Origin of the sequence: Streptomyces sp. NPDC006610, assembly GCF_040611575.1 — a bacterium.
GTDB lineage: Bacteria > Actinomycetota > Actinomycetes > Streptomycetales > Streptomycetaceae > Streptomyces.
In genome coordinates this window covers 25,334-48,840 of sequence record NZ_JBEXOP010000023.1, presented here as the reverse complement: position 1 = coordinate 48,840, position 23,507 = coordinate 25,334, and the positions used below count along the sequence as shown (strand labels likewise).

General features: G+C 71.7%; 20 protein-coding genes. 18 read left to right on the top strand and 2 right to left on the bottom strand.

The features are described 5' to 3' along the window. Window positions 1-122 precede the first annotated feature (122 nt). From ABZY13_RS19695 to ABZY13_RS19675, 5 genes are all read left to right on the top strand, one after another. A complete protein-coding gene (locus ABZY13_RS19695; RefSeq protein WP_356632362.1) occupies window positions 123-3,083 on the top strand; it encodes a BTAD domain-containing putative transcriptional regulator in 2,961 nt (986 codons plus the stop codon). After that, window positions 3,080-3,787 (top strand): A24 family peptidase, encoded by a 708-nt coding sequence (locus ABZY13_RS19690; RefSeq protein WP_356632360.1) that lies wholly within the window; start codon window positions 3,080-3,082, stop codon window positions 3,785-3,787. Before ABZY13_RS19695 ends, ABZY13_RS19690 begins: the two co-directional genes overlap by 4 nt. 78 nt (window positions 3,788-3,865) lie before the next feature. Next, window positions 3,866-5,065 (top strand): cyclic dehypoxanthinyl futalosine synthase, encoded by a 1,200-nt coding sequence (mqnC, locus tag ABZY13_RS19685; RefSeq protein WP_356632358.1) that lies wholly within the window; start codon window positions 3,866-3,868, stop codon window positions 5,063-5,065. A 7-nt stretch (window positions 5,066-5,072) separates the two neighbouring features. Further along, a complete protein-coding gene (locus ABZY13_RS19680; RefSeq protein WP_356632356.1) occupies window positions 5,073-5,678 on the top strand; it encodes a hypothetical protein in 606 nt (201 codons plus the stop codon). A gap of 129 nt (window positions 5,679-5,807) precedes the next feature. Continuing rightward, window positions 5,808-6,503, top strand: coding sequence for a demethylmenaquinone methyltransferase (locus ABZY13_RS19675; RefSeq protein ID WP_356632354.1), 696 nt, complete (start codon window positions 5,808-5,810; stop codon window positions 6,501-6,503). A 444-nt stretch (window positions 6,504-6,947) separates the two neighbouring features. Here the strand turns inward: ABZY13_RS19675 and ABZY13_RS19670 are convergent, their stop codons facing one another. Beyond that, on the bottom strand, window positions 6,948-7,472 hold the full coding sequence (locus tag ABZY13_RS19670; RefSeq protein WP_356632352.1) for a GNAT family N-acetyltransferase: 525 nt from the start codon (window positions 7,470-7,472) through the stop codon (window positions 6,948-6,950). 97 nt (window positions 7,473-7,569) lie between these two features. Here ABZY13_RS19670 and ABZY13_RS19665 point away from each other — a divergent pair, with 97 nt between their 5' ends. Beyond that, window positions 7,570-8,877: a geranylgeranyl reductase family protein gene (locus ABZY13_RS19665; RefSeq protein ID WP_356632350.1), complete on the top strand. Its 1,308-nt coding sequence runs from the start codon at window positions 7,570-7,572 to the stop codon at window positions 8,875-8,877. Window positions 8,878-9,111: 234 nt separating this feature from the next. Here ABZY13_RS19665 and ABZY13_RS19660 read toward each other — a convergent pair whose 3' ends face one another. Continuing rightward, window positions 9,112-9,966: a C40 family peptidase gene (locus ABZY13_RS19660; protein WP_356632348.1), complete on the bottom strand. Its 855-nt coding sequence runs from the start codon at window positions 9,964-9,966 to the stop codon at window positions 9,112-9,114. Between the two features lie 690 nt (window positions 9,967-10,656). Between ABZY13_RS19660 and ABZY13_RS19655 the strand changes: the two genes are divergently transcribed. From ABZY13_RS19655 to nuoL, 12 genes are read left to right on the top strand one after another with little or no spacing between them, the layout of a single operon-like run. Further along, a complete protein-coding gene (locus ABZY13_RS19655; RefSeq protein WP_007383963.1) occupies window positions 10,657-11,016 on the top strand; it encodes an NADH-quinone oxidoreductase subunit A in 360 nt (119 codons plus the stop codon). Between the two features lie 13 nt (window positions 11,017-11,029). Then, on the top strand, window positions 11,030-11,584 hold the full coding sequence (locus ABZY13_RS19650; RefSeq protein ID WP_031141109.1) for an NADH-quinone oxidoreductase subunit B: 555 nt from the start codon (window positions 11,030-11,032) through the stop codon (window positions 11,582-11,584). After that, window positions 11,581-12,324, top strand: coding sequence for an NADH-quinone oxidoreductase subunit C (locus ABZY13_RS19645; RefSeq protein WP_356632346.1), 744 nt, complete (start codon window positions 11,581-11,583; stop codon window positions 12,322-12,324). Before ABZY13_RS19650 ends, ABZY13_RS19645 begins: the two co-directional genes overlap by 4 nt. Next, window positions 12,321-13,643, top strand: a complete 1,323-nt coding sequence (locus ABZY13_RS19640; protein WP_356632344.1) for an NADH-quinone oxidoreductase subunit D — start codon at window positions 12,321-12,323, stop codon at window positions 13,641-13,643. Before ABZY13_RS19645 ends, ABZY13_RS19640 begins: the two co-directional genes overlap by 4 nt. Beyond that, on the top strand, window positions 13,640-14,518 hold the full coding sequence (nuoE, locus tag ABZY13_RS19635) for an NADH-quinone oxidoreductase subunit NuoE (RefSeq protein ID WP_356632342.1): 879 nt from the start codon (window positions 13,640-13,642) through the stop codon (window positions 14,516-14,518). Before ABZY13_RS19640 ends, nuoE begins: the two co-directional genes overlap by 4 nt. Then, window positions 14,515-15,864 carry an NADH-quinone oxidoreductase subunit NuoF gene (nuoF, locus tag ABZY13_RS19630; protein WP_356632340.1) on the top strand — a complete coding sequence of 450 codons (1,350 nt, stop codon included), beginning with the start codon at window positions 14,515-14,517 and terminating at the stop codon, window positions 15,862-15,864. Before nuoE ends, nuoF begins: the two co-directional genes overlap by 4 nt. Further along, window positions 15,861-18,389: an NADH-quinone oxidoreductase subunit G gene (locus ABZY13_RS19625; RefSeq protein ID WP_356632338.1), complete on the top strand. Its 2,529-nt coding sequence runs from the start codon at window positions 15,861-15,863 to the stop codon at window positions 18,387-18,389. Before nuoF ends, ABZY13_RS19625 begins: the two co-directional genes overlap by 4 nt. Beyond that, window positions 18,386-19,762, top strand: coding sequence for an NADH-quinone oxidoreductase subunit NuoH (nuoH, locus tag ABZY13_RS19620; protein WP_356632336.1), 1,377 nt, complete (start codon window positions 18,386-18,388; stop codon window positions 19,760-19,762). The genes ABZY13_RS19625 and nuoH overlap by 4 nt, the downstream gene beginning before the upstream one ends. Next, window positions 19,755-20,405, top strand: a complete 651-nt coding sequence (gene nuoI, locus ABZY13_RS19615; protein ID WP_356632334.1) for an NADH-quinone oxidoreductase subunit NuoI — start codon at window positions 19,755-19,757, stop codon at window positions 20,403-20,405. Before nuoH ends, nuoI begins: the two co-directional genes overlap by 8 nt. Beyond that, window positions 20,402-21,244: an NADH-quinone oxidoreductase subunit J gene (locus ABZY13_RS19610; protein WP_356632332.1), complete on the top strand. Its 843-nt coding sequence runs from the start codon at window positions 20,402-20,404 to the stop codon at window positions 21,242-21,244. Before nuoI ends, ABZY13_RS19610 begins: the two co-directional genes overlap by 4 nt. Further along, on the top strand, window positions 21,241-21,540 hold the full coding sequence (gene nuoK, locus ABZY13_RS19605; protein WP_100598032.1) for an NADH-quinone oxidoreductase subunit NuoK: 300 nt from the start codon (window positions 21,241-21,243) through the stop codon (window positions 21,538-21,540). Before ABZY13_RS19610 ends, nuoK begins: the two co-directional genes overlap by 4 nt. A 15-nt stretch (window positions 21,541-21,555) precedes the next feature. Further along, on the top strand, window positions 21,556-23,505 hold the full coding sequence (gene nuoL / locus ABZY13_RS19600) for an NADH-quinone oxidoreductase subunit L (RefSeq protein ID WP_356632330.1): 1,950 nt from the start codon (window positions 21,556-21,558) through the stop codon (window positions 23,503-23,505). The last annotated feature ends 2 nt before the right edge of the window (window positions 23,506-23,507 follow it).

Genomic DNA, 23,507 nt, shown 5'->3' with positions numbered 1-23,507 from the left:
GCCAACCGCCGCCCATCCGCCCGCCCACGGCCCCGGCCGAGTCCATAAGATCCCGGTAGGCTCCACCCAACCCCCCAGCCCCCACGACCGGATACCTCCTCCCACACCCCAGGACACCCGCCATGCCACGACGCCGCACCTCCAGCTCGGCCAGCTCGACGGGGACGCCGGTGAACCGGACGCCGCAGCCCGTGCGGATACGGCGGAGGTCGTTCGGGGACTTCGTGAAGGCGTTCTTCGCGCTCGTGGCGTTGCTCGGTCTCGTCGTCGGGGTGCCGGTCGCGCTGGCGACGTTCACCGGGTGGCCCTTGCCGACCGAGGCGCCGTCGCTGGACTGGCTCAGTGAGCCGGTCACCGTCGACACGTTCCTGAACATCCTCACCTTCGTCGTCTGGCTGGCCTGGGCGCAGTTCACCGCCTGCGTGCTCGTGGAGGTCAGGGCCGCGTTGTCCGGCGTCGGCGTGCCCGGGCGGGTGCCGGGCGCCGGGCCCAGTCAGCTGCTCGCCCGGCAGCTGGTCGCCGCGCTGCTGCTGGCCGGGGCCACGGCCGCGAGCTTCGCTCCGGGGCTGTCGCAGCTCGGGCAGAACCTGGAGGGCAACCAGAGGCCCGCCGTCGCCGCCGCCCAGCAGACGCCGGGGATCTTCCTGCAGCAGCAGGAGCAGGCCGCCGCCGCGACCGCCGCCGCGGTCGCCGAGCAGGCGTCCCACGCCGAGGTGAACACTCCTGCCGCACAGGGCGACACCAAGTACTACCGGATCCAGCCGCCCGAGGGGCGTCACCACGACTCCCTCTGGGAGATCGCCGAACGGCACCTCGGCGACGGGCGCCGGTACAAGGAGATCTTCGAGCTCAACAAGGACCGGGTGCAGCCGGACGGTTCGCGGTTGTCGGAGGCGAGCCTCATCCGGCCCGGCTGGATCATGGAGATGCCCGGCGACGCCCGCGGCGGCGAGCTGGTCGAGATGCCCGACGAGGCGGCCGAGGTGTCGCCCGAGGTCGAGCAGCAGATCGACGAGTACGCCAAGAGCGGGAGCGGTCACGCGCAGGGCGGCGGAACAGGCGGCGCCGGCGACGCCGAGGTCTCGCTGCCTCCGCAGCGGCCCGCTCCCGGCGCCGGCCTCGACCGGCAACCCGACTACCGGCAGCCCGGCCACCAGCAGCCCCGCGCCGTCTCCGCCGCCGGCCACGACTCCCGCTCCTTCGGACTCCCCGAGGCGCTCCTCGGCGCCCCCCTCCTCGCCGCCGGTCTCCTCGGCGCCCTCGGGCGGCGTCGCCGGCAGGCCCTGTGGCAGTCGGCGCTCGGCGCCGTTGGCGGGCGGCGCGGGATGGAGCCGCCCACGCCCGCCGGGGACGCCCTCGACGTGCAGGACGCGCTGCTCGTCGGCGCCGACCCCGAAGGCGTACGACTGCTGGACCGGTCCCTGCGGGGACTGGCCGCCGCCCTGACCGCCGAGTCGCGCCCGCTGCCCACCGTGTACGCGGCCTGGCTCAGCAACGGCGACCTGCACCTCCAGCTCGCCCAGCCGGCCGGGAAGCCGCCCGCGCCCTGGCGGCTGGGGCAGGACCAGACGTTCTGGCTGCTCGCCCGCGCCGACGCCGAGCGGTACGAGGACACCGACGCCGCCGCCCCGTACCCCGGCCTCGTCTCCCTCGGCGCCATGGACGACTCCCGGCTGCTGCTGAACCTGGAGGCCGTGCCCGGCATCGTCTCGCTCAGCGGCAGCGAGGCCGACCGGGCCGCCGTGTTCGCGTCGGTGGCCGCCGAGCTGGCCACCAACGGCTGGTCCGACCGCATGACCATCACGCTCGTCGGCTTCGGCGAGGACCTCACCCCGCTCGCCCCCAACCGGCTGCGCCACCTCGACGGCGTCGACGACCTGATCGAGACCATGGAGGCCGAGACCCGGCAGCGGCGCGGGGCGCTCGGCGCCGCCGGGCACGACTCCGTGCTCACCGGCCGCACCGGCCCGGCCCGGCACACCCGTTGGGCCCCGCACCTGGTCCTCCTCGCCGCCCAGCCCTCCGCCGAGGACGCCGTCAAGCTCGCCGAACTCGCCGCCGACGCGAGCCGCCTCGGCATCGGCTACCTCGTCGGCACCGAGAGCGGCGAACTCCCCGGCGCCGCCTGGGAGATGGAGATCACCGGCGAGGGCAGGCTGCTCGCCCCGCTGCTCGGCCTCGAACTCGACGCCCAGCTCCTGCCCGCCGCCCAGCAGCGCGCCGTGGTCGAGCTGTTCGCGGCGGCCGACCCCGACCGCGATCCCGACGGCCCCACCCACACGCCGCCGTTCCTCGTCGACATCAGCGAACAGGGACGGCCCGCGGTGTACGCGCGGCTGGTCGGGCCGTACGAGATCATCGGTCTGGACGCGCCCGACGGGGAGCGCAGCGCGCTGCTGCACGAGGCGCTCGCGCTGCTCCTGCTGCACCGCGAGGGCGTCCACCCGCGCGTGCTGGCCTCCGCGCTGTGGCCGCGCGGCGTCACCGACGACGTGCGCGAGGCACTGCTCGACCGGCTGCGCGCCTGGCTCGGCGCCGACCCCGACGGCAGCCCCCGGCTGCGCACCGACGGCACCGGCAGGCTCACCCTCGCCAAGTCCGTCGTCTCCGACCTCGACGTGCTGCGCTCCCTCTACCACGAGGCCACGCGGGGCCGCGGCGTCGACAACCGCGCCGTCCGCGGCCGGCTGCTCACCGACGCGCTGGTGCTGGTGCGCGGCCCGCTGCTCGCCGACCGGCCCGAGGACCGCTACCGCTGGCTCACCCACGAGATCGTCGACGCCCAGCTGCCGCTCCTCGTCGCCGACATCGGGCTCGCCCTGTCCGCGTTCCACCTGGAGAAGGACCGCGCGGAACGGGCCATCGAGGCGCTGAACGCCGCCCTGCGCACGGCGCCGGCCGACGAGCGGCTCTGGCACGAACTGCTGCGCGCCACCCACGCCACCGGCGACGCCGGCCGGCTGCGGTCGCTCGCCGCCGACCTGGTCGTCCGCAGCGGCGCCCGCGGTCTGCCGCCGCGCACCGAGGCGCTGCTGGACGAACTGCTGCCTGCCTGGCGCGCCGGCGCCACCGAGGCGGGATGAGCGGCGGCCTGCCGCTCGTGCTCGCCGCCGCGGGATGGGGAGCCGCGGCGGGAACGCTGCTGCCGCGGGCCGCGTACCGGTTCTCCGTGCCCGCGGGGGAGCCGTGGCGCAGCGCGTGTCCCGCCGGGCATCCGCTGCGGGGGCGCGGGGCGTGTGTCCGGTGCCCGGGCACGCCGCCGGCGCTTCCCCTGCTCACCGGCCTGGTCTGCGGCGTCCTCGCCGCCGCCACCGGCGCCCGGCCCGAGCTGGGCGTCTGGCTGCTGCTCGCGCCCGTCGGGGTGCTGCTCGCCGTGATCGACGTGCGGGTACGGCGCCTGCCCGACCCGCTCACCCTCCCCCTCGCCCTGGCCGTCCCCGCCCTCCTCGGCCTCGCCGCCCTGCTGCCCGGCCACGCCGGCGACTGGACGACCGCCCTGCTCGCCGCCCCCGCCCTCGGCACCGGGTACTTCCTCCTCTTCCTGCTCAACCCGGCCGGCATGGGCTTCGGCGACGTGAAGCTCGCCCTCGGCGCGGGCGCCGCGCTCGGCTGGTACGGCTGGCCGGCCCTGCTGCTGGGCACCTTCGCCGCGTTCCTGCTCGGCGCGCTGTACGGCGGCGCGCTGCTGGTCGCCGGGAAGGCCGGGCGCAGGACGGCGATCCCGTTCGGCCCGTTCCTCCTCGCGGGCGCGCTGGGCGGGATGCTCGCGGGGGCGTACGCGGCCTGACGCGGGGCCCGGGGAAGGGCTGGCGTAGGCTGAGCCAGTCCGTCCACACCCTTGACGCCTTGACGAAAGGGACGCCCGGTGACCGAGAAGGCCGACCTCCAGTCCGTGCTCGACCGTGCCGCCGAGGGGGGACGGATCACGCCCGAGGAGGCGCTCGACCTCTACCGCGACGCCCCCCTGCACGCGCTCGGCGCCGCCGCCGACGCGGCCCGGCGCCGCCGGTACGCGGGCGTCGAGCACATCGCGACGTACATCATCGAGCGGAACATCAACTACACCAACGTCTGCGTCACCGCGTGCAAGTTCTGCGCCTTCTACGCCCCGCCCAAGGACACGGCCAAGGGCTGGACCCGCGACCTGGACGACATCCTGCGCCGCTGCGCGGAGACCGTCGAGCTGGGCGGCACGCAGATCATGTTCCAGGGCGGCCACCACCCGGACTACGGCGTCGAGTACTACGAGAAGCACTTCGCGGCGATCAAGAAGGAGTTCCCGCAGCTCGTCATCCACAGCCTGGGGGCGAGCGAGGTCGAGCACATGGCGCGGATCTCCAAGGTGTCCGTGGAGGAGGCCATCCAGCGGATCCACGCCGCCGGCCTCGACTCCTTCGCCGGCGCCGGCGCCGAACTGCTCCCCGAGCGGCCCCGCAAGGCGATCGCCCCGCTCAAGGAGAGCGGGGAGCGGTGGCTGGAGATCATGGAGACCGCCCACAACCTGGGCGTCGAGTCCACCTCCACGATGCTGATGGGCACCGGCGAGACCAACGCCGAGCGGATCGAGCACCTGCGGATGATCCGGGACGTGCAGGACCGCACGGGCGGCTTCCGCGCCTTCATCCCGTACCTGTACCAGCCGCAGAACAACCACCTCAAGGGCCGCACCCAGGCCACGATCTTCGAGTACCTGCGGATGATCGCCGTCGCCCGCCTCTTCTTCGACAACGTCGCCCACATCCAGGGCTCCTGGCTGACCACCGGCAAGGACGCCGGCCAGATGACCCTGCACTACGGCGCCGACGACCTCGGCTCGGTGATGCTGGAGGAGAACGTCGTCTCGGCGGCGGGCGCCAAGCACCGCTCCAACCTGATCGAGATGATCGAGATGATCCGCACCGCCGACCGGGTCCCGGCGCAGCGGTCCACCACGTACGAGCACCTCGTCGTCCACGACGACCCGGCCAACGACCCGGTGGACGACCGCGTCGTCTCGCACATCTCGTCCACGGCCATCGAGGGCGGCACCGCCCACCCCGAGCTGAAGATCCTCGCCGCCAACTGAGGCCCGCTTGCTGACGGTTCACTGCGACTCCCGGGGCCGCGCCCTCGCCGTGCGCGGCGAGTGGATCGCGGCCGTCGGCCCGCTGGACGACGTCCTCGCCGCCGTCGGCGAGGGCGCGCGCGTGCGGCGCTGGCCCGGCATCCTCACGCCGGGGCTGGTCAATCCGCACGGCCTTGAGCTGCTGGAGCAGGCGTACCACCCGGACCCGCGCGAGTTCGGCGAGCTGGGCGACCGCCCGCTCACCGGGGACGCGCTGGCGGCGCTGTCGATGAACGACGCGCGCTGGGGCGCCAGCGCCCGGCGCGGGGTGCAGCGGATGCTCGCGCACGGCACCGTCGCGGTGGCGGGGGAGCCCGCCCGCCCCGCCGTGGCGGCGGCCCTGCGCCGCTCCGGCCTCGCGGTGGTCGGACGGCTCGGGACACCCGGCGGCGTGCCGGCCCTCGATCCCTACGAGGCCGGAATCCCGGTGGAGTTCGCGCCCGCGCGGGAGACCGGGTCGGCGGCGCGGTTCGCCGTGTTCGACGTGGGCGACGAGGCGGAGCTGGCCGAGCGCGGGGCCGGGACGTGCGTGGCCACGGTGGTGGCGGGGCGGCTGGTGTACCGGAGCCGGTGAGTCCGGAGGCGCTCGCGGAACCGGTGGGCTCTGCCGTCTGCCTCTGCTGCACGTGGGCCGAGGACGCCGCCGCGCGGCGGGCCGAGGCTGCTGCGGTGGCGCCGTACCCCCTCCTGCCACAATGACCCCGTGACCCGCGCATCCCTGAACAAGCAGCCGCACGAAGTCGCCTCGATGTTCGACGACGTGGCGGAACGGTACGACCTCACCAACGACGTGCTGTCGCTCGGCCAGGACCGGGTGTGGCGCAGAGAGGTCGCCCGCGCCGTCGACGCCCGGCCCGCGCAGAAGGTGCTCGACCTGGCCGCCGGCACGGCCACCTCCTCCCTGCCGTTCGCCCGCACCGGCGCGTACGTCGTCCCCTGCGACTTCTCCCTCGGCATGCTGCGGGTGGGCAAGCAGAAGCACCCCTGGCTGCCGCTGACGGCGGGCGACGCGACGCGGCTGCCCTTCGCCGACGACGTCTTCGACGCGGTCACCATCTCGTTCGGGCTGCGCAACGTGCAGGACACCGACGCGGCGCTGCGCGAGATGCTGCGGGTGACCCGCCCCGGCGGGCGCGTGGTGATCTGCGAGTTCTCGCACCCGACGTGGGCGCCGTTCCGCAAGGTCTACACCGAGTACCTGATGCGGGCGCTGCCGCCCGTCGCGCGGGCCGTCTCCTCCAACCCGGACGCCTACGTGTACCTCGCCGAGTCCATCCGGGAGTGGCCCGACCAGCCCGCGCTGGCCGCACTGCTGCGCGAGGCCGGATGGTCCAGGGTGGCGTACCGGAACCTGTCCGGCGGGATCGTGGCCCTGCACCGGGGCTTCAAGGCGGGCTGAGCCTCACCCGCGGAGCCCGAGGAGCAGCACGGCGCCCGGGTCGCCCGACGCGGCCTCCCGCTCGCGGCGCAGGCCCCCCGGCGGCGTCCGGCAGCCGCGGCTCGCGCACGCCCGAGCCTCCGCCGCCCTCGCCCGGGGTCGGACCACACGGCGACCGCCGAGCCGCGCGGCGCCTCGGCGTCCGGCGGCGGGTACTGCCGTGCGACGTGGTACACGACCGGGCGGTGGAAGCCGGGTCGGTCGGGCGCGGTGAGCCGGACGCCGTGCGCGTCGGCGGCCGCACGGGCGTCCACGGCCGTCGGACCGACGAGCCCGGTCACGCGCACCTGGCGCGTCCTGGGTGTGGTGGGCACGGTCGTCACCCCCAGCGGTACGGGCGGCGTGGCCGCCGGGGAGGGCGCCGGAAGCGTCAAGTGGCTTTCCGTAGCCGAAACCGGACGAACCTCACGCGGAGTGAGCGAGGTCCAGTCGGAGTCGGTAGCAGTGGGCCGGCTGGTGCGAGTCGGGGCTCGTGAAGGTCTCGGCGAGGTGCATGCCGAGCCGCCGGGTGACCGCGATCGAGCGGTGGTTGGCGGCGCGGACCATGGCGACGACGCCGTTGACGCCACGTGCCCGCAGCCGGTCCAGCGTCATCAGCGCGGCGGCCGTGACGTACCCCTTGCCCCAGTGCTCCCGGCCGAGCCGCCAGCCGATCTCTATCTCGCCCGTCGGCCCCCAGGGCCGCTCCCAGGGCTGCGCGCCGGTGAAGCCGAGGACCCGGTCGTGCTCGTCGAGCACGGTCCACAGGCAGAAGCCCAGCTCGGCGTCGTGCCTGCGCTGGCGGGCGGTCAACTCCTCGTAGACGGACAGCTCGGCGGACCGGCCGCCGTGGAACTCCATGACGTCCGGGTGGTCGAAGACCCGGTGCCAGGCGACCGCGTCCTCGTCGGTGGGGACGCGCAGCCGTACCACGGGCAGAACTCGGTTCACTGGGCATCCCTTCGGCCGGTTGATCAATTCTGCTGAATAGACTGCCCGTGTCCAGTGCCGATCGGCACACAGATTCCGAACTTGGGGAGATCCCGCCGTGACTGACGCGTCCGAGCCCCACTCCGTACCCCTCTCCGAGAACACCGCCGATGTGATCGTCGTGGGCGCGGGCCCGGCGGGTTCCACGACGGCGTACCACCTGGCCAAGGCGGGTCTCGACGTCCTGCTGCTGGAGAAGACCGAGTTCCCGCGCGAGAAGGTCTGCGGCGACGGCCTCACGCCGCGCGCCGTCAAGCAGCTCGTGGCCATGGGCATCGACATCTCCGAGGAGGCCGGCTGGCTGCGCAACAAGGGCCTGCGCATCATCGGCGGCGGCGTCCGGCTCCAGCTGGACTGGCCGGATCTCGCCTCCTTTCCGGACTACGGGCTGGTCCGCAAGCGCGACGACTTCGACGAGCAGCTCGCCCGGCAGGCGCAGAAGGCGGGCGCCCGGCTGTACGAGCGCTGCAACGTCGGCGCCCCGATCATCGACGACCGCACCGGCCGCATCACCGGCGTGCACGCCAAGCTGGGCGAGGAGAAGCGGGAGGTGACCTTCCACGCGCCGCTCGTGGTGGCCGCCGACGGCAACTCCACCCGCCTGTCGGTGGCGATGGGCCTGCACCGCCGCGAGGACCGGCCGATGGGCGTCGCGGTGCGCACGTACTTCACCTCGCCCCGCCACGAGGACGACTACCTGGAGTCCTGGCTGGAGCTGTGGGACCGCCGGGGCCCCGGCGAGGACCGGCTGCTGCCCGGCTACGGCTGGATCTTCGGCATGGGCGACGGCACCTCCAACGTCGGCCTGGGCGTGCTGAACACCTCCAGCTCGTTCAAGGAGCTGGACTGGCGCGAGGTGCTCATGGCCTGGTGCGGGTCCATGCCCGAGGAGTGGGGCTACACCCCGGACAACATGACCGGCCCGATCCGCGGCGCCGCGCTGCCCATGGCCTTCAACCGGCAGCCGCACTACACCCGCGGGCTGCTGCTGGTCGGCGACGCCGGCGGGCTGGTGAACCCCTTCAACGGCGAGGGCATCGCCTACGCCATGGAGTCCGCGCAGCTCGCGGCCGACGTCATCGTCCAGGCGCACGCCCGGGCCACCCCGGCCCAGCGCGAGGCGGCCCTGCGGCGCTACCCGCAGGTCCTGAAGGACACCTACGGCGGCTACTACACGCTCGGCCGGGCCTTCGTGAAGCTCATCGGCAACCCGAAGGTCATGAAGCTCGCCGCCCAGCGGGGTCTCACGCACCCGATGCTGATGCGGTTCACCCTGAAGCTGCTCGCCAACCTCACCGACCCGACGGGCGGCGACGCGATGGACCGGATCATCAACGGGCTGAGCAAGGTGGCGCCGAAGGCCTGACACCGTCGCAGGCCGGCCGTACGGCGGTCACGCCCCGCCGACGGCCGCCCTGCGCGCCCCGCCGTACGGCCGGGCCTGCGCGGGCCGTGCACGGCCGTACGGCGGCCCCACGGCCGTCCCGCACGGTCGTAGGGCCGCCGTACGACGGCCAAGGGGCCGCAGCCCCGAGCGGCTGCGGCCCCTTGCTGTGCCCTTGTGGCGTTTCGTCGCCCTGGCCGACCCTCGTGTCCGGCGTCAGAGGACGCGGACCGCGCCCGACGCCGGGTAGCCCGACAGGTCCTGGATCACGACGCCCTTGGAGGGGTTCGCCGCGTCGAGGTACTGGCCGTTCCCGATGTACACGCCGACGTGGTACGCCGAGCCCTTGCCGCCCCAGTACAGGATGTCGCCCACCGCGAGGTTGGACAGGGAGACGTCCGTGCCCACCATCGACTGGTCCTGGGAGACGCGCGGGAGGTCCACGCCGACCTGGCGGAAGGCCGCCTGGACGAGGCTGGAGCAGTCCCAGGCGTTGGGGCCGGAGGCGCCCATGACGTAGGCGTCGCCCAGCTGCGCCTTGAGGAAGGCGATGACCGTCGCGACGCTGCCGCTCGCCGGCGCCGAGGCGGTCGTGACGGTGGCCGTGGCGGCGGCGGACGTGGTCGTCGTCGCGGTGAGGTCGGCCCGCTCGGCGTCGCGTGCGGCACGCTCCGCGGCGGCCCTGCGCGCGGCCTCGGCGGCCTTCTTCCGGGCCTCCGCCTTCTTCTTGGCCTCGGCGAGGTCGGCCCGGGCCTCCTTGGCCGCCTGGGCGGCCGCCGCGTCGCGCTCCGCCTCCAGCTCGTAGTTCGCGGCCGCCAGCTCCGTGGCGTCCGCGGACTGGGCGACCTGGGCGGCCAGGTCTGCCGTGAGGGTGGGCAGTTCGAGGGTCTGCGTCACCGGCTCCGCGGCGTTCGCCGCGGCCGATGCGCCGGCCACTGCCACGGTGCTGAGGATGCCACCGGCCACTCCGGCGCGCACCGCCACTGAGGGCGCGTTGCGGCGGGGCTTCCGGTGGCTTCGTATGTGAGCGGTGTGGGACATGAGACCAACCGGTATCAGGGGCTCCTCCATACCTTCAAGAAACGTGTCCTGCGCCACAGTTGTTCAATCGGTGGCCCGAAAGCCCGGTCCGTCCTTCTTTATTGACGCCGTAACGGACAATACGGACGCGGCGTCTCAGGCCCTTGATCACGGGTTTTCTTCATTACGTCCGAATTGCCCGCGACCTACCATCGGTTGGGATGGTTGGCCAAGCCCGGTTCTCAGGGGCCTCTCGTGGATGTGGCGGAGGTCACGGAACGGTTACCGAATCGGCCGCGTCCGGCCGGGCAGGCTCGGCGCACCCGCGCTCGTGAACGCGTGCACGCGTCCACACCCCGCCCCGCGCTCCCTCCGGGGTGTGAACGCGGTCCACTATCAAGCCGCCGCGTCCAGTGCCAATTTGCATGCGCCGGAACTCTCTTGATATTGAGACGTCTCCTCGAACCCGCTCGGACCTGCGCCGACGAGCGGAAATGTCACGTCTGGTGATCACTTGAGCGCTTCCCGTGCGAAGATCGCCGCTCATCCGACTTCATGATCCTTCATCAGGTGGTGGAGATCACAAACTCAGTGGGATACCCCGTGTCGCAGATCACAGAGCGGCGGGCATAAGATGCGAGGCAGTTGGGCTTGTGACCTGCTTCACATGTTCTCGATCTTGGGTCACCAGCCAGGTACCACCCGCCAGCAGTCAGTGCCGACTGAGAGGAGCGAGGAGCGGTGAACGCGTATGCGCCCATCCTCGTACTGGGAGCCCTCGGGGCAGGCTTTGCGATCTTCTCCGTGGTCATGGCCACGCTGATCGGTCCGAAGCGGTACAACCGCGCCAAGCTCGAGGCTTACGAGTGCGGAATCGAGCCGACCCCCACGCCGGCCGGCGGCGGGCGCTTCCCCATCAAGTACTACCTGACGGCGATGCTCTTCATCGTCTTCGACATCGAGATCGTCTTCCTCTACCCGTGGGCCGTCACCTTCGACGCCCTCGGTGTGTTCGGGCTCGTGGAGATGCTGCTCTTCGTGCTCACCGTCTTCGTCGCCTACGCGTACGTGTGGCGGCGCGGCGGCCTGGAATGGGACTGAGGGGCTTTACGTCATGGGACTCGAAGAAAAGCTGCCGAGCGGATTCCTGCTCACCACCGTCGAGCAGGCCGCGGGCTGGGTGCGCAAGTCGTCGGTCTTCCCCGCCACCTTCGGCCTCGCCTGCTGCGCCATCGAGATGATGACCACCGGCGCCGGCCGTTACGACCTGGCGCGCTTCGGCATGGAGGTCTTCCGCGGTTCGCCCCGCCAGGCGGACCTCATGATCGTCGCGGGCCGGGTCAGCCAGAAGATGGCGCCGGTGCTGCGGCAGGTCTACGACCAGATGCCGAATCCCAAGTGGGTGATCTCCATGGGGGTCTGCGCCTCCTCGGGCGGCATGTTCAACAACTACGCGATCGTCCAGGGCGTCGACCACATCGTGCCGGTCGACATCTACCTGCCCGGCTGCCCGCCGCGCCCCGAGATGCTGCTGGACGCCATCCTCAAGCTCCACCAGAAGATCCAGAGCTCCAAGCTCGGCGTGAACGCCGAGGAGGCGGCCCGCGAGGCGGAGGAAGCGGCGCTCAAGGCACTGCCCACGATCGAGATGAAGGGGCTGCTGCGATGAGCGAGGCGAACGGCGCCGGCGGGCCGAACCCCGAGAAGGAGCTCTCGGCCTCGAACCTCCCCGGACAGCGCGGCGACGGCGGCGAGGAGATCCGCGTCCAGCGCGGCATGTTCGGCGCGAACAACGGCGGGGACACCTCCGGCTACGGCGGCCTGGTCCGCTCCGTCCGGCTGCCCGGCCCCTCGGCCCGCCCCTACGGCGGCTGGTTCGACGAGGTCGCCGACGAGCTGGAGGGCGCCCTGGAGGAGCAGGGGCTGCTGCCGGACAACGCGATCGAGAAGACGGTCGTCGACCGCGGCGAGCTGACCTTCCACATCGAGCGCGAGCACCTGGTCCGCGTCGCCCGCACCCTGCGCGACGACCCGGCGCTGCGCTTCGAGCTGTGCACCGGTGTGAGCGGCGTGCACTACCCGAACGACAAGGGCCGCGAGCTGCACGCGGTCTACCACCTGCGCTCGATCACCCACAACCGGCTGATCCGCCTCGAGGTCAGCTGCCCGGACGGCGACCGGCACATCCCGTCGCTGGTCTCCGTGTACCCGACCAACGACTGGCACGAGCGCGAGACCTACGACTTCTTCGGGATCGTCTTCGACGGTCACCCGGCCCTGACGCGGATCATGATGCCGGACGACTGGCAGGGCTTCCCGCAGCGCAAGGACTACCCCCTCGGCGGCATCCCCGTCGAGTACAAGGGCGCCCAGATCCCGGCTCCGGACCAGCGGAGGTCGTACTCGTGAGCACTTCCCACGCCTCCCCCAGGGAGACCACCGAGGGCACCGTCTACACGGTCACCGGCGGCGACTGGGACGAAGTCGTCCAGTCCGCGGCCCGCGCCGACGACGAGCGCATCATCGTCAACATGGGCCCCCAGCACCCCTCCACCCACGGGGTGCTCCGGCTCATCCTGGAGATCGAGGGCGAGACGGTCACCGAGGCCCGCTGCGGCATCGGCTACCTGCACACCGGGATCGAGAAGAACCTCGAGTTCCGCACCTGGACGCAGGGCACCACGTTCGTGACGCGGATGGACTACCTCACGTCCTTCTTCAACGAGACCGCCTACTGTCTCGCCGTCGAGAAACTCCTCGGCATCGAGGACCAGATCACCGAGCGCGCCAAGATCGTCCGGGTGCTGCTGATGGAGCTGAACCGGCTCTCCTCGCACCTGGTCTGCATCGCCACCGGCGGCATGGAACTCGGCGCGACCACGATCATGATCTACGGCTTCCGTGATCGTGAAATGATCCTCGACATCTACGAGCTCATCACGGGCCTGCGGATGAACCACGCGTACATCCGCCCCGGCGGACTCGCCCAGGACCTGCCGCCCGGCGCGGTGGACCAGATCCGCGAGTTCGTGAAGAAGATGAAGAAGAACCTCCCGGAGTACGACAAGCTCGCCACCGGGAACCCCATCTTCAAGGCCCGCATGCAGGACATCGGCTATCTCGACCTGGCCGGCTGCATGGCCCTCGGCGCCACCGGCCCCATCCTGCGCTCCACCGGCCTGCCGCACGACCTGCGCAAGGCGCAGCCGTACTGCGACTACGAGACGTACGACTTCGACGTCCCGACCGCCGACACCTGCGACGCCTACGGTCGCTTCCTGATCCGGCTGGAGGAGATGCGCCAGTCGCTGCGGATCGTCGAGCAGTGTCTGGACCGGCTCGAGCCCGGCCCGGTCATGGTCGCCGACAAGAAGATCGCCTGGCCCGCCCAGCTCGCCCTCGGGCCGGACGGCCTCGGCAACTCCCTCGACCACATCAAGAAGATCATGGGCACCTCCATGGAGGCCCTGATCCACCACTTCAAGCTGGTCACCGAGGGCTTCCGGGTCCCGCCGGGGCAGGCGTACGCCGCGGTCGAGTCGCCCAAGGGCGAGCTGGGCGTGCACGCCGTGTCCGACGGCGGCACCCGCCCCTACCGGGTCCACTTCCGCGACCCGTCCTTCACCAACCTGCAGGCCATGGCGGCGATGTGCGAGGGCGGCCAGGTCGCCGACGTGATCGTCGCCGTCGCGTCCATCGACCCCGTGATGGGAGGCGTCGACCGGTGAGCACCTCTTCTTCCGAGCGGGGCGTCAGCCTGGGCATGCCCGAGCTGCCGGCGCCCGGCTACCCGGACGACGTCCGGGCCCGGCTGGAGCGGGACGCGCGCGCGATCATCGCCCGCTACCCCGACTCCCGCTCGGCCCTGCTGCCGATGCTGCACCTGGTGCAGTCGGAGGAGGGGTACGTCACCCGCACCGGGATGCGGTTCTGCGCGGACATGCTGGAGCTGACCACGGCCGAGGTCACCGCGGTCGCCACCTTCTACACCATGTACCGGCGCAGGCCGTCCGGCGACTACCAGGTCGGCGTCTGCACCAACACGCTGTGCGCGGTGATGGGCGGTGACGCGATCTTCGAGGCGCTCCAGGAGCACCTCGGCCTCGGCAACGGCGAGACCACCGACGACGGCAAGGTCACCCTCGAGCACATCGAGTGCAACGCCGCCTGCGACTACGCGCCGGTCGTGATGGTCAACTGGGAGTTCTTCGACAACCAGACGCCCGAGACCGTCCTGCGCCTCGTCGACGACCTGCGCGCGGGCCAACCCGTCACGCCCACCCGCGGCGCCCCGCTGTGCACCTTCAAGGAGACGGCCCGCATCCTGGCGGGCTTCCCCGACGAGCGGGAGGGCGCCGTCGCGGCGGGCGGCAGCGCCGGACCGGCCTCACTGGTGGGCCTGCGCCTGGCCAAGGGCGAGACCGCGCCCGCCCGGGTGGTCCACCCGCGCGAGGGCGGACCGCACGACGACGTACCGCCGCGCGACCGCGCCCTGTCCGAGCCGTCGCCCGGCGAGCACGCCAGCTCGCACGACGCGCCCCAGAAGACGTCGGCATCCGACCCTGCCCACCCGGCAGGCCCGACCGCCGAGGAGGGGGAGTGATGACCTTGGCACCCGAGGTGAAGGACACCAGCCCGGAGAAGCTGCTGGCACCCGTGCTGTCGGCCTTCTGGGACGAGGACGAGTCCTGGACGCTGGACGTCTACCGCAGGCACGGAGGGTACGAAGGGCTCCGCAAGGCGCTCGCGATGGCGCCCGACGACCTGATCGCCTACGTCAAGGACTCCGGGCTGCGCGGCCGCGGCGGCGCGGGATTCCCGACCGGGATGAAGTGGCAGTTCATCCCCCAGGGCGACGGCAAGCCGCACTACCTCGTCGTCAACGCCGACGAATCGGAGCCGGGCACCTGCAAGGACATCCCGCTCCTGTTCGCCAACCCGCACAGCCTGATCGAGGGCATCGTCATCGCGTGCTACGCCATCAGGTCCTCGCACGCCTTCATCTACCTGCGCGGCGAGGTCGTCCCCGTGCTGCGGCGGCTGCACTCCGCCGTGCGCGAGGCCTACGAGGCCGGCTACCTCGGCGAGAACGTCCTCGGCAGCGGACTCGACCTGGAACTCACCGTCCACGCGGGCGCGGGCGCGTACATCTGCGGTGAGGAGACCGCGCTGCTCGACTCGCTCGAAGGCCGCCGCGGCCAGCCCCGGCTGCGTCCCCCCTTCCCCGCCGTCGCGGGCCTCTACGCCTGCCCCACTGTGGTGAACAACGTCGAATCGATCGCGTCGGTTCCCGCCATCCTGAACAACGGCAAGGAATGGTTCAGGTCGATGGGCAGCGAGAAGTCCCCGGGCTTCACGCTCTACTCGCTCAGCGGCCACGTCGCCAGCCCCGGCCAGTACGAGGCCCCGCTCGGCGTCACGCTGCGCCAGCTGCTCGACATGGGCGGCGGGATGCGGCCGGGCCACCGGCTGAAGTTCTGGACGCCGGGCGGCTCCTCGACGCCCATGTTCACCGACGAGCACCTCGACGTCCCGCTCGACTACGAGGGCGTCGGCGCCGCCGGCTCCATGCTCGGCACCAAGGCCCTGCAGTGCTTCGACGAGACCACCTGCGTCGTGCGCGCCGTCACCCGCTGGACCGAGTTCTACGCCCACGAGTCCTGCGGCAAGTGCACACCGTGCCGCGAAGGCACCTACTGGCTCGTGCAGTTGCTGCGCGACATCGAGGCCGGCAAGGGCCGCATGTCCGACCTCGACAAGCTGAACGACATCGCCGACAACATCAACGGCAAGTCCTTCTGCGCCCTCGGCGACGGCGCCGCCGCGCCGATCTTCTCCTCGCTGAAGTACTTCCGCGAGGAGTACGAGCAGCACATCACCGGCCGCGGCTGCCCCTTCGACCCGGCCAAGTCGACGGCCTGGGCCGACCGTACGGAGGTGAACGCATGACCGTTCAGCAGTCCGAGAGCGGCTCCGCCGCGGGCCGGCGCTCCTCCGGAGGGGGCGAGGCCGCAGTCCCGCCCGAGGACCTCGTCACGCTGACGATCGACGGCGCCGAGATCAGCGTGCCCAAGGGCACCCTGGTCATCCGCGCCGCCGAGCAGCTCGGCATCGAGATCCCCCGCTTCTGCGACCACCCGCTCCTCGACCCGGCCGGCGCCTGCCGCCAGTGCATCGTCGAGGTCGAGGGCCAGCGCAAGCCCATGGCGTCCTGCACGATCACCTGTACGGACGGAATGGTGGTGAAGACTCAGCTCACCTCGCCGGTCGCCGAGAAGGCGCAGCACGGCGTGATGGAGCTGCTGCTCATCAACCACCCGCTGGACTGCCCGGTCTGCGACAAGGGCGGCGAGTGCCCGCTGCAGAACCAGGCCATGTCGCACGGCAACGCCGAGTCCCGCTTCGAGGGCAAGAAGCGGACCTACGAGAAGCCGGTCCCGATCTCCACGCAGGTGCTGCTCGACCGCGAGCGGTGCGTCCTGTGCGCCCGCTGCACGCGGTTCTCCAACCAGATCGCGGGCGACCCGATGATCGAGCTGCTGGAGCGGGGCGCGCTCCAGCAGGTCGGCACAGGCGAGGGCGACCCCTTCGAGTCGTACTTCTCCGGCAACACCATCCAGATCTGCCCGGTCGGCGCGCTCACCTCGGCCGCCTACCGCTTCCGCTCCCGCCCCTTCGACCTGATCTCCTCCCCGTCGGTGTGCGAACACTGCTCCGGCGGCTGCGCGACCCGCACCGACCACCGGCGCGGCAAGGTCATGCGGCGGCTCGCCGCCAACGACCCCGAGGTCAACGAGGAGTGGATCTGCGACAAGGGCCGTTTCGCCTTCCGCTACGCGCAGCAGCGGGACCGGCTGACGACGCCCCTGGTGCGCAACGCCGAGGGCGACCTCGTCCCGGCCTCCTGGCCCGAGGCGCTGCAGATCGCCGCGCAGGGCCTGCTCGCCTCGCGAGGCCGCACCGGCGTGCTGACCGGCGGCCGGCTGACCGTCGAGGACGCCTACGCCTACAGCAAGTTCGCGCGGGTGGCGCTCGACACCAACGACATCGACTTCCGCGCGCGGGTGCACAGCGGAGAGGAGGCCGACTTCCTCGCCGCCCGGGTCGCCGGACGGGGCCGCGACCTCGACGGCACCGGCGTCACGTACGCCGCCCTGGAGAAGGCGCCGGCCGTGCTGCTGGTCGGGTTCGAGTCCGAGGAGGAGGCGCCCGGCGTCTTCCTGCGGCTGCGCAAGGCCTGGCGGGCGCACGGACAGCGGGTGTTCTCGCTGGCCACGCACGCCACGCGCGGCCTGGAGAAGGCCGGCGGCACGCTGCTGCCCGCCGCGCCCGGCACCGAGACCGAGTGGCTGGACGCCCTCGCGAGCGAGGTCGGCCTGGAGGACTCCGGGGTCGCGGCGGCACAGGCGCTGCGCGGCGAGGGGGCGGTGATCGTCGTCGGCGAGCGGCTGGCCGCCGTCGCCGGCGGTCTGACCGCCGCCGTGCGGGCGGCCACCGCGACCGGCGCCCGGCTGGTGTGGATCCCGCGGCGGGCCGGGGAGCGCGGGGCGATCGAGGCCGGCGCGCTGCCCTCGCTGCTGCCGGGCGGGCGCCCGGCGACCGACCCGCGCGCCCGTGAGGAGGTCGCCGCCGTCTGGGGCGTCGCCGAACTGCCGCTGCGCTACGGCCGCGACACCGGCCAGATCATCGGCGCCGCCCTGGGCGGCGAGCTGCAGGCACTGCTGGTGGCGGGCGTGGAGGTGGCCGACCTGCCCGACCCGGCACGCGCGCGTGCCGCCCTCGCCGAGGTCGGCTTCCTGGTCTCGCTGGAGCTGCGTCCCAGCGAGGTGACCGAGCTGGCGGACGTGGTGCTGCCGGTGGCCGCGGTCGCCGAGAAGGCCGGCACCTTCCTCAACTGGGAGGGCAGGGTGCGCCTGTTCGAGCCCGCGCTCAAGCCCGACCAGATGACCCGGCGGGTCGAGCCCACCGACGCGCGGGTGCTGCAGATGCTGGCCGACGCCATGGACGTGCACCTGGGGCTGCCGGATCTGCGCACCACGCGCGCGGAGCTGGACCGGCTCGGCGCCTGGTCCGGACCCCGGGCGGCCGACCCGCTGGAGAGCGCGGGCGTGCTGCCACGGCCCGCCGCCGGGGAGGCCGTGCTCGCCGGGCACCGGCTCCTCCTCGACCTGGGCCTCCTCCAGCAGGGGGACGAGGCGCTCGCCGGCACCCGGCACGCGGCACGCGCGCGCGTGTCCGCCGCCACGGCCGCCGAGGCCGGCGTCGAGGACGGCGGCACGATCGCCGTGACCGGCGCCGCCGGCACCGTCGAACTGCCGCTTCAGATCACCGAGATGCCCGACCGCGTGGTCTGGCTCCCGCTGAACTCCGTCGGCGGCGGCGTCGCCTCCGACACCGGCGCCGTGCCCGGCTCCCTCGTCCGTATCGGTCCGGCGACGCCCGCCGACGAAGCCCTCAAGGAGGTGGAGGCATGAGCCCGTACCTCGCCGCTGCAGACCTCTCGATCTTCGGCCGCGACCCCTGGTGGCTCGTCGCGATCAAGGCGGTGTTCTGCTTCGTCTTCGTGCTGCTGTCGGTGCTGTTCGCCATCGTCTGGGAGCGCAAGGTCGTCGCCTGGATGCAGCTGCGCATCGGCCCCAACCGGCACGGCCCCTGGGGCATGCTCCAGTCGCTCCTGGACGGCATCAAGCTGATGCTGAAGGAGGACGTCGTCGTCAAGCGCGCGGACAAGATGGTCTACATCCTCGCGCCGATCATCGCGACCGTCCCGGCCTTCATGGCGATCGCGGTGATCCCCTTCGGCCCGGCCGGCAACGAGATCTCGATCTTCGGCCAGCGCACCACGATGCAGCTGACCGATCTGCCGATCGCGATGCTGTACATCCTCGCGGTCGCCTCGGTCGGCATCTACGGCATCGTGCTCGCCGGCTGGAGCTCCGGATCCACCTATCCGCTCCTCGGCGGCCTGCGGTCCTGCGCGCAGATGATCTCGTACGAGATCGCCATGGGCGCCGCCTTCGCCTCGGTGTTCCTCTACTCCGGTTCGATGTCGACCACGGCGATCGTCGAGGCGCAGGCCGACCGCTGGTACGTCGTGCTGCTGCCGGTCTCCTTCCTGATCTACATCGTGACCATGGTGGGCGAGACGAACCGGGCCCCGTTCGACATGCCGGAGTCCGAGGGCGACCTGGTCGGCGGGTTCAACACCGAGTACTCGTCGATCAAGTTCGCTCTGTTCATGCTCGCGGAGTACGCGAACATGATCACCGTCTCGGCGGTGTCCGTGACCCTGTTCCTGGGCGGCTGGCGGGCGCCGTGGCCGGTCAGCACCTTCTGGGAGGGCGCCAACCACGGCTGGTGGCCGCTGCTGTGGTTCCTGCTCAAGGTGCAGCTGCTGCTGTTCCTGTTCGTCTGGCTGCGCGGCTCGCTGCCCCGCGTCCGCTACGACCAGCTGATGAAGCTCGGCTGGAAGGTCCTCATCCCGGTCTCCCTGGCCTGGCTGATGATGGTCGCGACCGTGCGGGCCCTGCGCAACGAGAACTACGAATTCACCGACATCGCCCTCTACGTCGGCGGCGGTGTGCTCGCCCTGCTGCTCCTCTCGTTCGTCGCGGACTTCTTCCGCGAGCGCGACAAGCCCGCCGCCGAACCGCCGGGGCGGACCGAGGAGTTCGACCCGACGGCGGGCGGATTCCCCGTGCCGCCGCTGCCCGGACAGGAGCTGCCGCCGGTGCCGCGGCGCCCCTCGCGCCGGGAGCGGGAGCTGATTGTCAGTGGCGGGCCCGATACTCACAGTGACGGATCTTTGGGCGGATCTACGGATGGAAAGGAGGCGTCCGATGGCTGAGGAGCCGAAGGAGGCCGGGCAGACCAAGCCCGGTTTCCTCAACCCCGCCGCCGGCTTCGGCGTGACCTTCAAGGCCATGTTCAAGAAGCGGCTGACCGAGCAGTACCCGGAGCAGCAGAAGACCACGGCCCCGCGGTTCCACGGACGGCACCAGCTCAACCGCCATCCGGACGGCCTGGAGAAGTGCGTCGGCTGCGAGCTGTGCGCCTGGGCCTGCCCCGCCGACGCCATCTACGTGGAGGGCGCGGACAACACCGACGAGGAGCGCTACTCGCCGGGCGAGCGGTACGGCCGCGTCTACCAGATCAACTACGCCCGCTGCATCCTGTGCGGACTGTGCATCGAGGCGTGCCCCACGCGCGCGCTGACCATGACCAACGAGTTCGAGCTGGCCGACTCCAGCCGCGCCAACCTCATCTACACCAAGGAGCAGCTGCTCGCCGGCCTCGAGGACGGCATGGTCGACACGCCCCACGCCATCCACCCGGGCACGGACGAACAGGACTACTACCGCGGCCTGGTGACGGAGGCCGCGCCGGGCACGGAGCGGCAGGTCGCCGTCTCCAAGGGCGAGACCGTGCAGGAGGCGGACTCGACCTTCGGGGAGAGCGAGCCGGCGTCGGAGAAGGTGATCGGCCGATGACCGCGCAACTCGCCGCCTACTCCACCTCCACCGGAGAGGCCGTCCAGTTCTGGATCCTCGGCACCGTCGCGGTGATCGGCGCCCTGTGCACCGTCTTCATGCGGCGGGCCGTGCACAGCGCGCTCTGTCTCGCCGGCACCATGATCGTGCTGGCGGTGTTCTACCTCGCCAACGGCGCCTACTTCCTGGGCATCGTGCAGATCGTCGTCTACACCGGCGCGATCATGATGCTGTTCCTGTTCGTGGTGATGCTCGTCGGCGTCACCGCCGCGGACTCGCTGAAGGAGACCATCAAGGGCCAGCGCTGGCTGGCCCTGCTGTGCGGGCTCGGCTTCGGCGTCCTGCTGGTCGGCGGCATCGGCAACGCCTCCCTCACGGAGTTCAACGGCACCGGCCAGGCCAACGCGGGCGGCAACGTCGAGGGCCTGGCCGCCCTCATCTTCACCAAGTACGTCTTCGCCTTCGAACTGACCGGCGCCCTGCTGATCACGGCCGCCGTCGGCGCCATGGTGCTCACCCACCGCGAGCGCACCGAGCGCGCGAAGACCCAGCGCGAGCTGGCCGAGCAGCGCGTCCGCGAGGGCAAGCAGCTTCCGCCGCTGCCCGCGCCCGGCGTCTACGCCCGGCACAACGCGGTCGACATCGCCGGTCTGCTGCCCGACGGCACCCCGTCCGAGCTGACGGTCAACAAGACGCTGCGCGAGCGCGGCCAGATCCGCGACGTGTCCACCGAGGCGCTGAACGACCTACGGGCGCTGGAGCAGCGCGCGGAGGAACGCCTGGAGCGCAAGGCGATCGAGCCGCCGCACTTCCGGCGGACCGAGGAGGCGTCGAAGTGAACCCCGTCAACTACCTGTATCTCGCGGCCCTGCTGTTCACGATCGGCGCGACCGGCGTGCTGATCAGGCGGAACGCCATCGTGCTGTTCATGTGCGTGGAGCTGATGCTCAACGCCTGCAACCTCGCCTTCGTCGCCTTCTCCCGGATGCACGGCAACCTGGACGGCCAGATCATCGCGTTCTTCACGATGGTCGTCGCCGCGGCGGAGGTCGTGGTCGGGCTGGCGATCATCGTGTCGCTGTTCCGTTCCCGCCACTCGGCCTCGGTCGACGACGCCAGCCTGATGAAGCTGTAAGGGGTCGGAAGAATCGTGGAGAACCTGATTGCGCTGCTGATCGCGGCGCCCTTGCTCGGAGCGGTCGTCCTGCTGTGCGGTGGCCGGCGGCTGGACGCCGTCGGCCACTGGATCGGCACGCTCCTCGCCGCCGTCTCCTTCGCCCTCGGCGTCGTCCTCTTCGCCGACCTGCTGGGCAAGGACGCCGAGCACCGGACGGTCACGAAGCACCTGTTCAGCTGGATCCCGGTCGAGGGCTTCCAGGCCGACGCGGCCCTGCGCCTCGACCAGCTGTCCATGACGTTCGTGCTGCTGATCACCGGCGTCGGCTCGCTCATCCACGTGTACTCGATCGGGTACATGGAGCACGACGAGCGGCGCCGCCGCTTCTTCGGCTATCTCAACCTGTTCCTCGCGGCGATGCTGGTCCTCGTCCTCGCCGACAACTACCTGCTGCTGTACGTCGGCTGGGAGGGCGTGGGTCTCGCCTCCTACCTGCTGATCGGCTTCTGGCAGCACAAGCCCAGCGCCGCCACCGCCGCCAAGAAGGCCTTCCTGGTCAACCGCGTCGGCGACGTCGGTCTGTCGATCGCGATCATGCTGATGTTCACCACCTTCGGCACCTTCGCCTTCGGGCCGGTGCTCGACGGCGTGGGGGAGACCTCGGAGGGCACGCTCACCGCGATCGGCCTGATGCTGCTGCTCGCCGCCTGCGGCAAGTCCGCCCAGGTGCCGCTGCAGTCCTGGCTCGGGGACGCGATGGAGGGCCCGACCCCGGTCTCGGCCCTCATCCACGCGGCGACCATGGTGACGGCCGGCGTGTATCTGATCGTCCGCTCCGGGGCGATCTTCAACGCTGCGCCGGACGCCCAGCTCGTGGTGACCATCGTCGGCGCGGTCACGCTGCTGTTCGGTGCGATCGTCGGTTGTGCGAAGGACGACATCAAGAAGGCGCTGGCCGGCTCGACGATGTCGCAGATCGGGTACATGGTGCTGGCCGCGGGCCTCGGCCCGATCGGCTACATCTTCGCGATCATGCACCTGGTGACGCACGGCTTCTTCAAGGCCGGGCTGTTCCTCGGCGCCGGCTCGGTCATGCACGGCATGAACGACGAGGTCGACATGCGCAAGTACGGCGGCCTGCGCAAGTACATGCCGATCACGTTCATCACCTTCGGCCTCGGCTACCTCGCGATCATCGGCTTCCCGTTCCTGTCCGGCTTCTACACCAAGGACAAGATCATCGAGGCGGCGTTCGCGAAGGGCGGCGCGGAGGGCTGGATCCTCGGCGGCTGCGCGCTGCTGGGCGCGGCCATCACCGCGTTCTACATGACCCGCGTGATGCTGATGACGTTCTTCGGCGAGGAGCGCTGGCGCCACCGGCCGACCCCCTCGCCGGAGGCGCCGAGCGCCGAACCCGCGGCCGAGCACCACGGCGCGCACGCCGAGCCGCACCCGCACGAGTCGCCCAAGGTGATGACCATCCCCATGATCGTGCTCGCGGTCGGATCGGTCTTCGGAGGCATGTTCTTCAGCATCGGCGACCGCTTCGTGCACTGGCTGGAGCCGGTCACCGGCCACCCGGACCACGGACACCCGCCGCTCAGCGCCCTCACGGTCACGCTGTGCACGGTCGCCGTGATGGTCCTCGGCGTCGGCCTGGCCTACCTCCAGTACGGCCGCCGCCCGATCCCGGTCGTCGCCCCGCGCGGGTCGCTGCTCACCCGGGCCGCCCGCCGCGACCTGCTCCAGGACGACTTCAACCACGTCGTCCTGGTCCGCGGCGGCGAGCACCTCACGCGCTCCCTGGTGTACGTCGACCACACCCTGGTCGACGGAGTGGTCAACGGCACGGCGGCCTCGGTCGGCGGCCTGTCCGGGCGGATGCGCAGGCTGCAGAACGGCTTCGCGCGGTCGTACGCGGTCTCGATGTTCGGCGGTGCGGCGGTCCTCGTCGCCGCGACCCTGCTGATGAGGGCGGTCTGATA

Coding starts and splice junctions, on each gene's coding strand:
- ABZY13_RS19650 (WP_031141109.1), top strand. CDS start 11,030: ATGGGACTCGAAGAAAAGCTGCCGAGCGGATTCCTGCTCACCACCGTC.
- ABZY13_RS19695 (WP_356632362.1), top strand. CDS start 123: ATGCCACGACGCCGCACCTCCAGCTCGGCCAGCTCGACGGGGACGCCG.
- ABZY13_RS19610 (WP_356632332.1), top strand. CDS start 20,402: ATGACCGCGCAACTCGCCGCCTACTCCACCTCCACCGGAGAGGCCGTC.
- ABZY13_RS19625 (WP_356632338.1), top strand. CDS start 15,861: ATGACCGTTCAGCAGTCCGAGAGCGGCTCCGCCGCGGGCCGGCGCTCC.
- ABZY13_RS19645 (WP_356632346.1), top strand. CDS start 11,581: ATGAGCGAGGCGAACGGCGCCGGCGGGCCGAACCCCGAGAAGGAGCTC.
- nuoH (WP_356632336.1), top strand. CDS start 18,386: ATGAGCCCGTACCTCGCCGCTGCAGACCTCTCGATCTTCGGCCGCGAC.
- ABZY13_RS19690 (WP_356632360.1), top strand. CDS start 3,080: ATGAGCGGCGGCCTGCCGCTCGTGCTCGCCGCCGCGGGATGGGGAGCC.
- ABZY13_RS19660 (WP_356632348.1), bottom strand. CDS start 9,966: ATGGAGGAGCCCCTGATACCGGTTGGTCTCATGTCCCACACCGCTCAC.
- nuoI (WP_356632334.1), top strand. CDS start 19,755: ATGGCTGAGGAGCCGAAGGAGGCCGGGCAGACCAAGCCCGGTTTCCTC.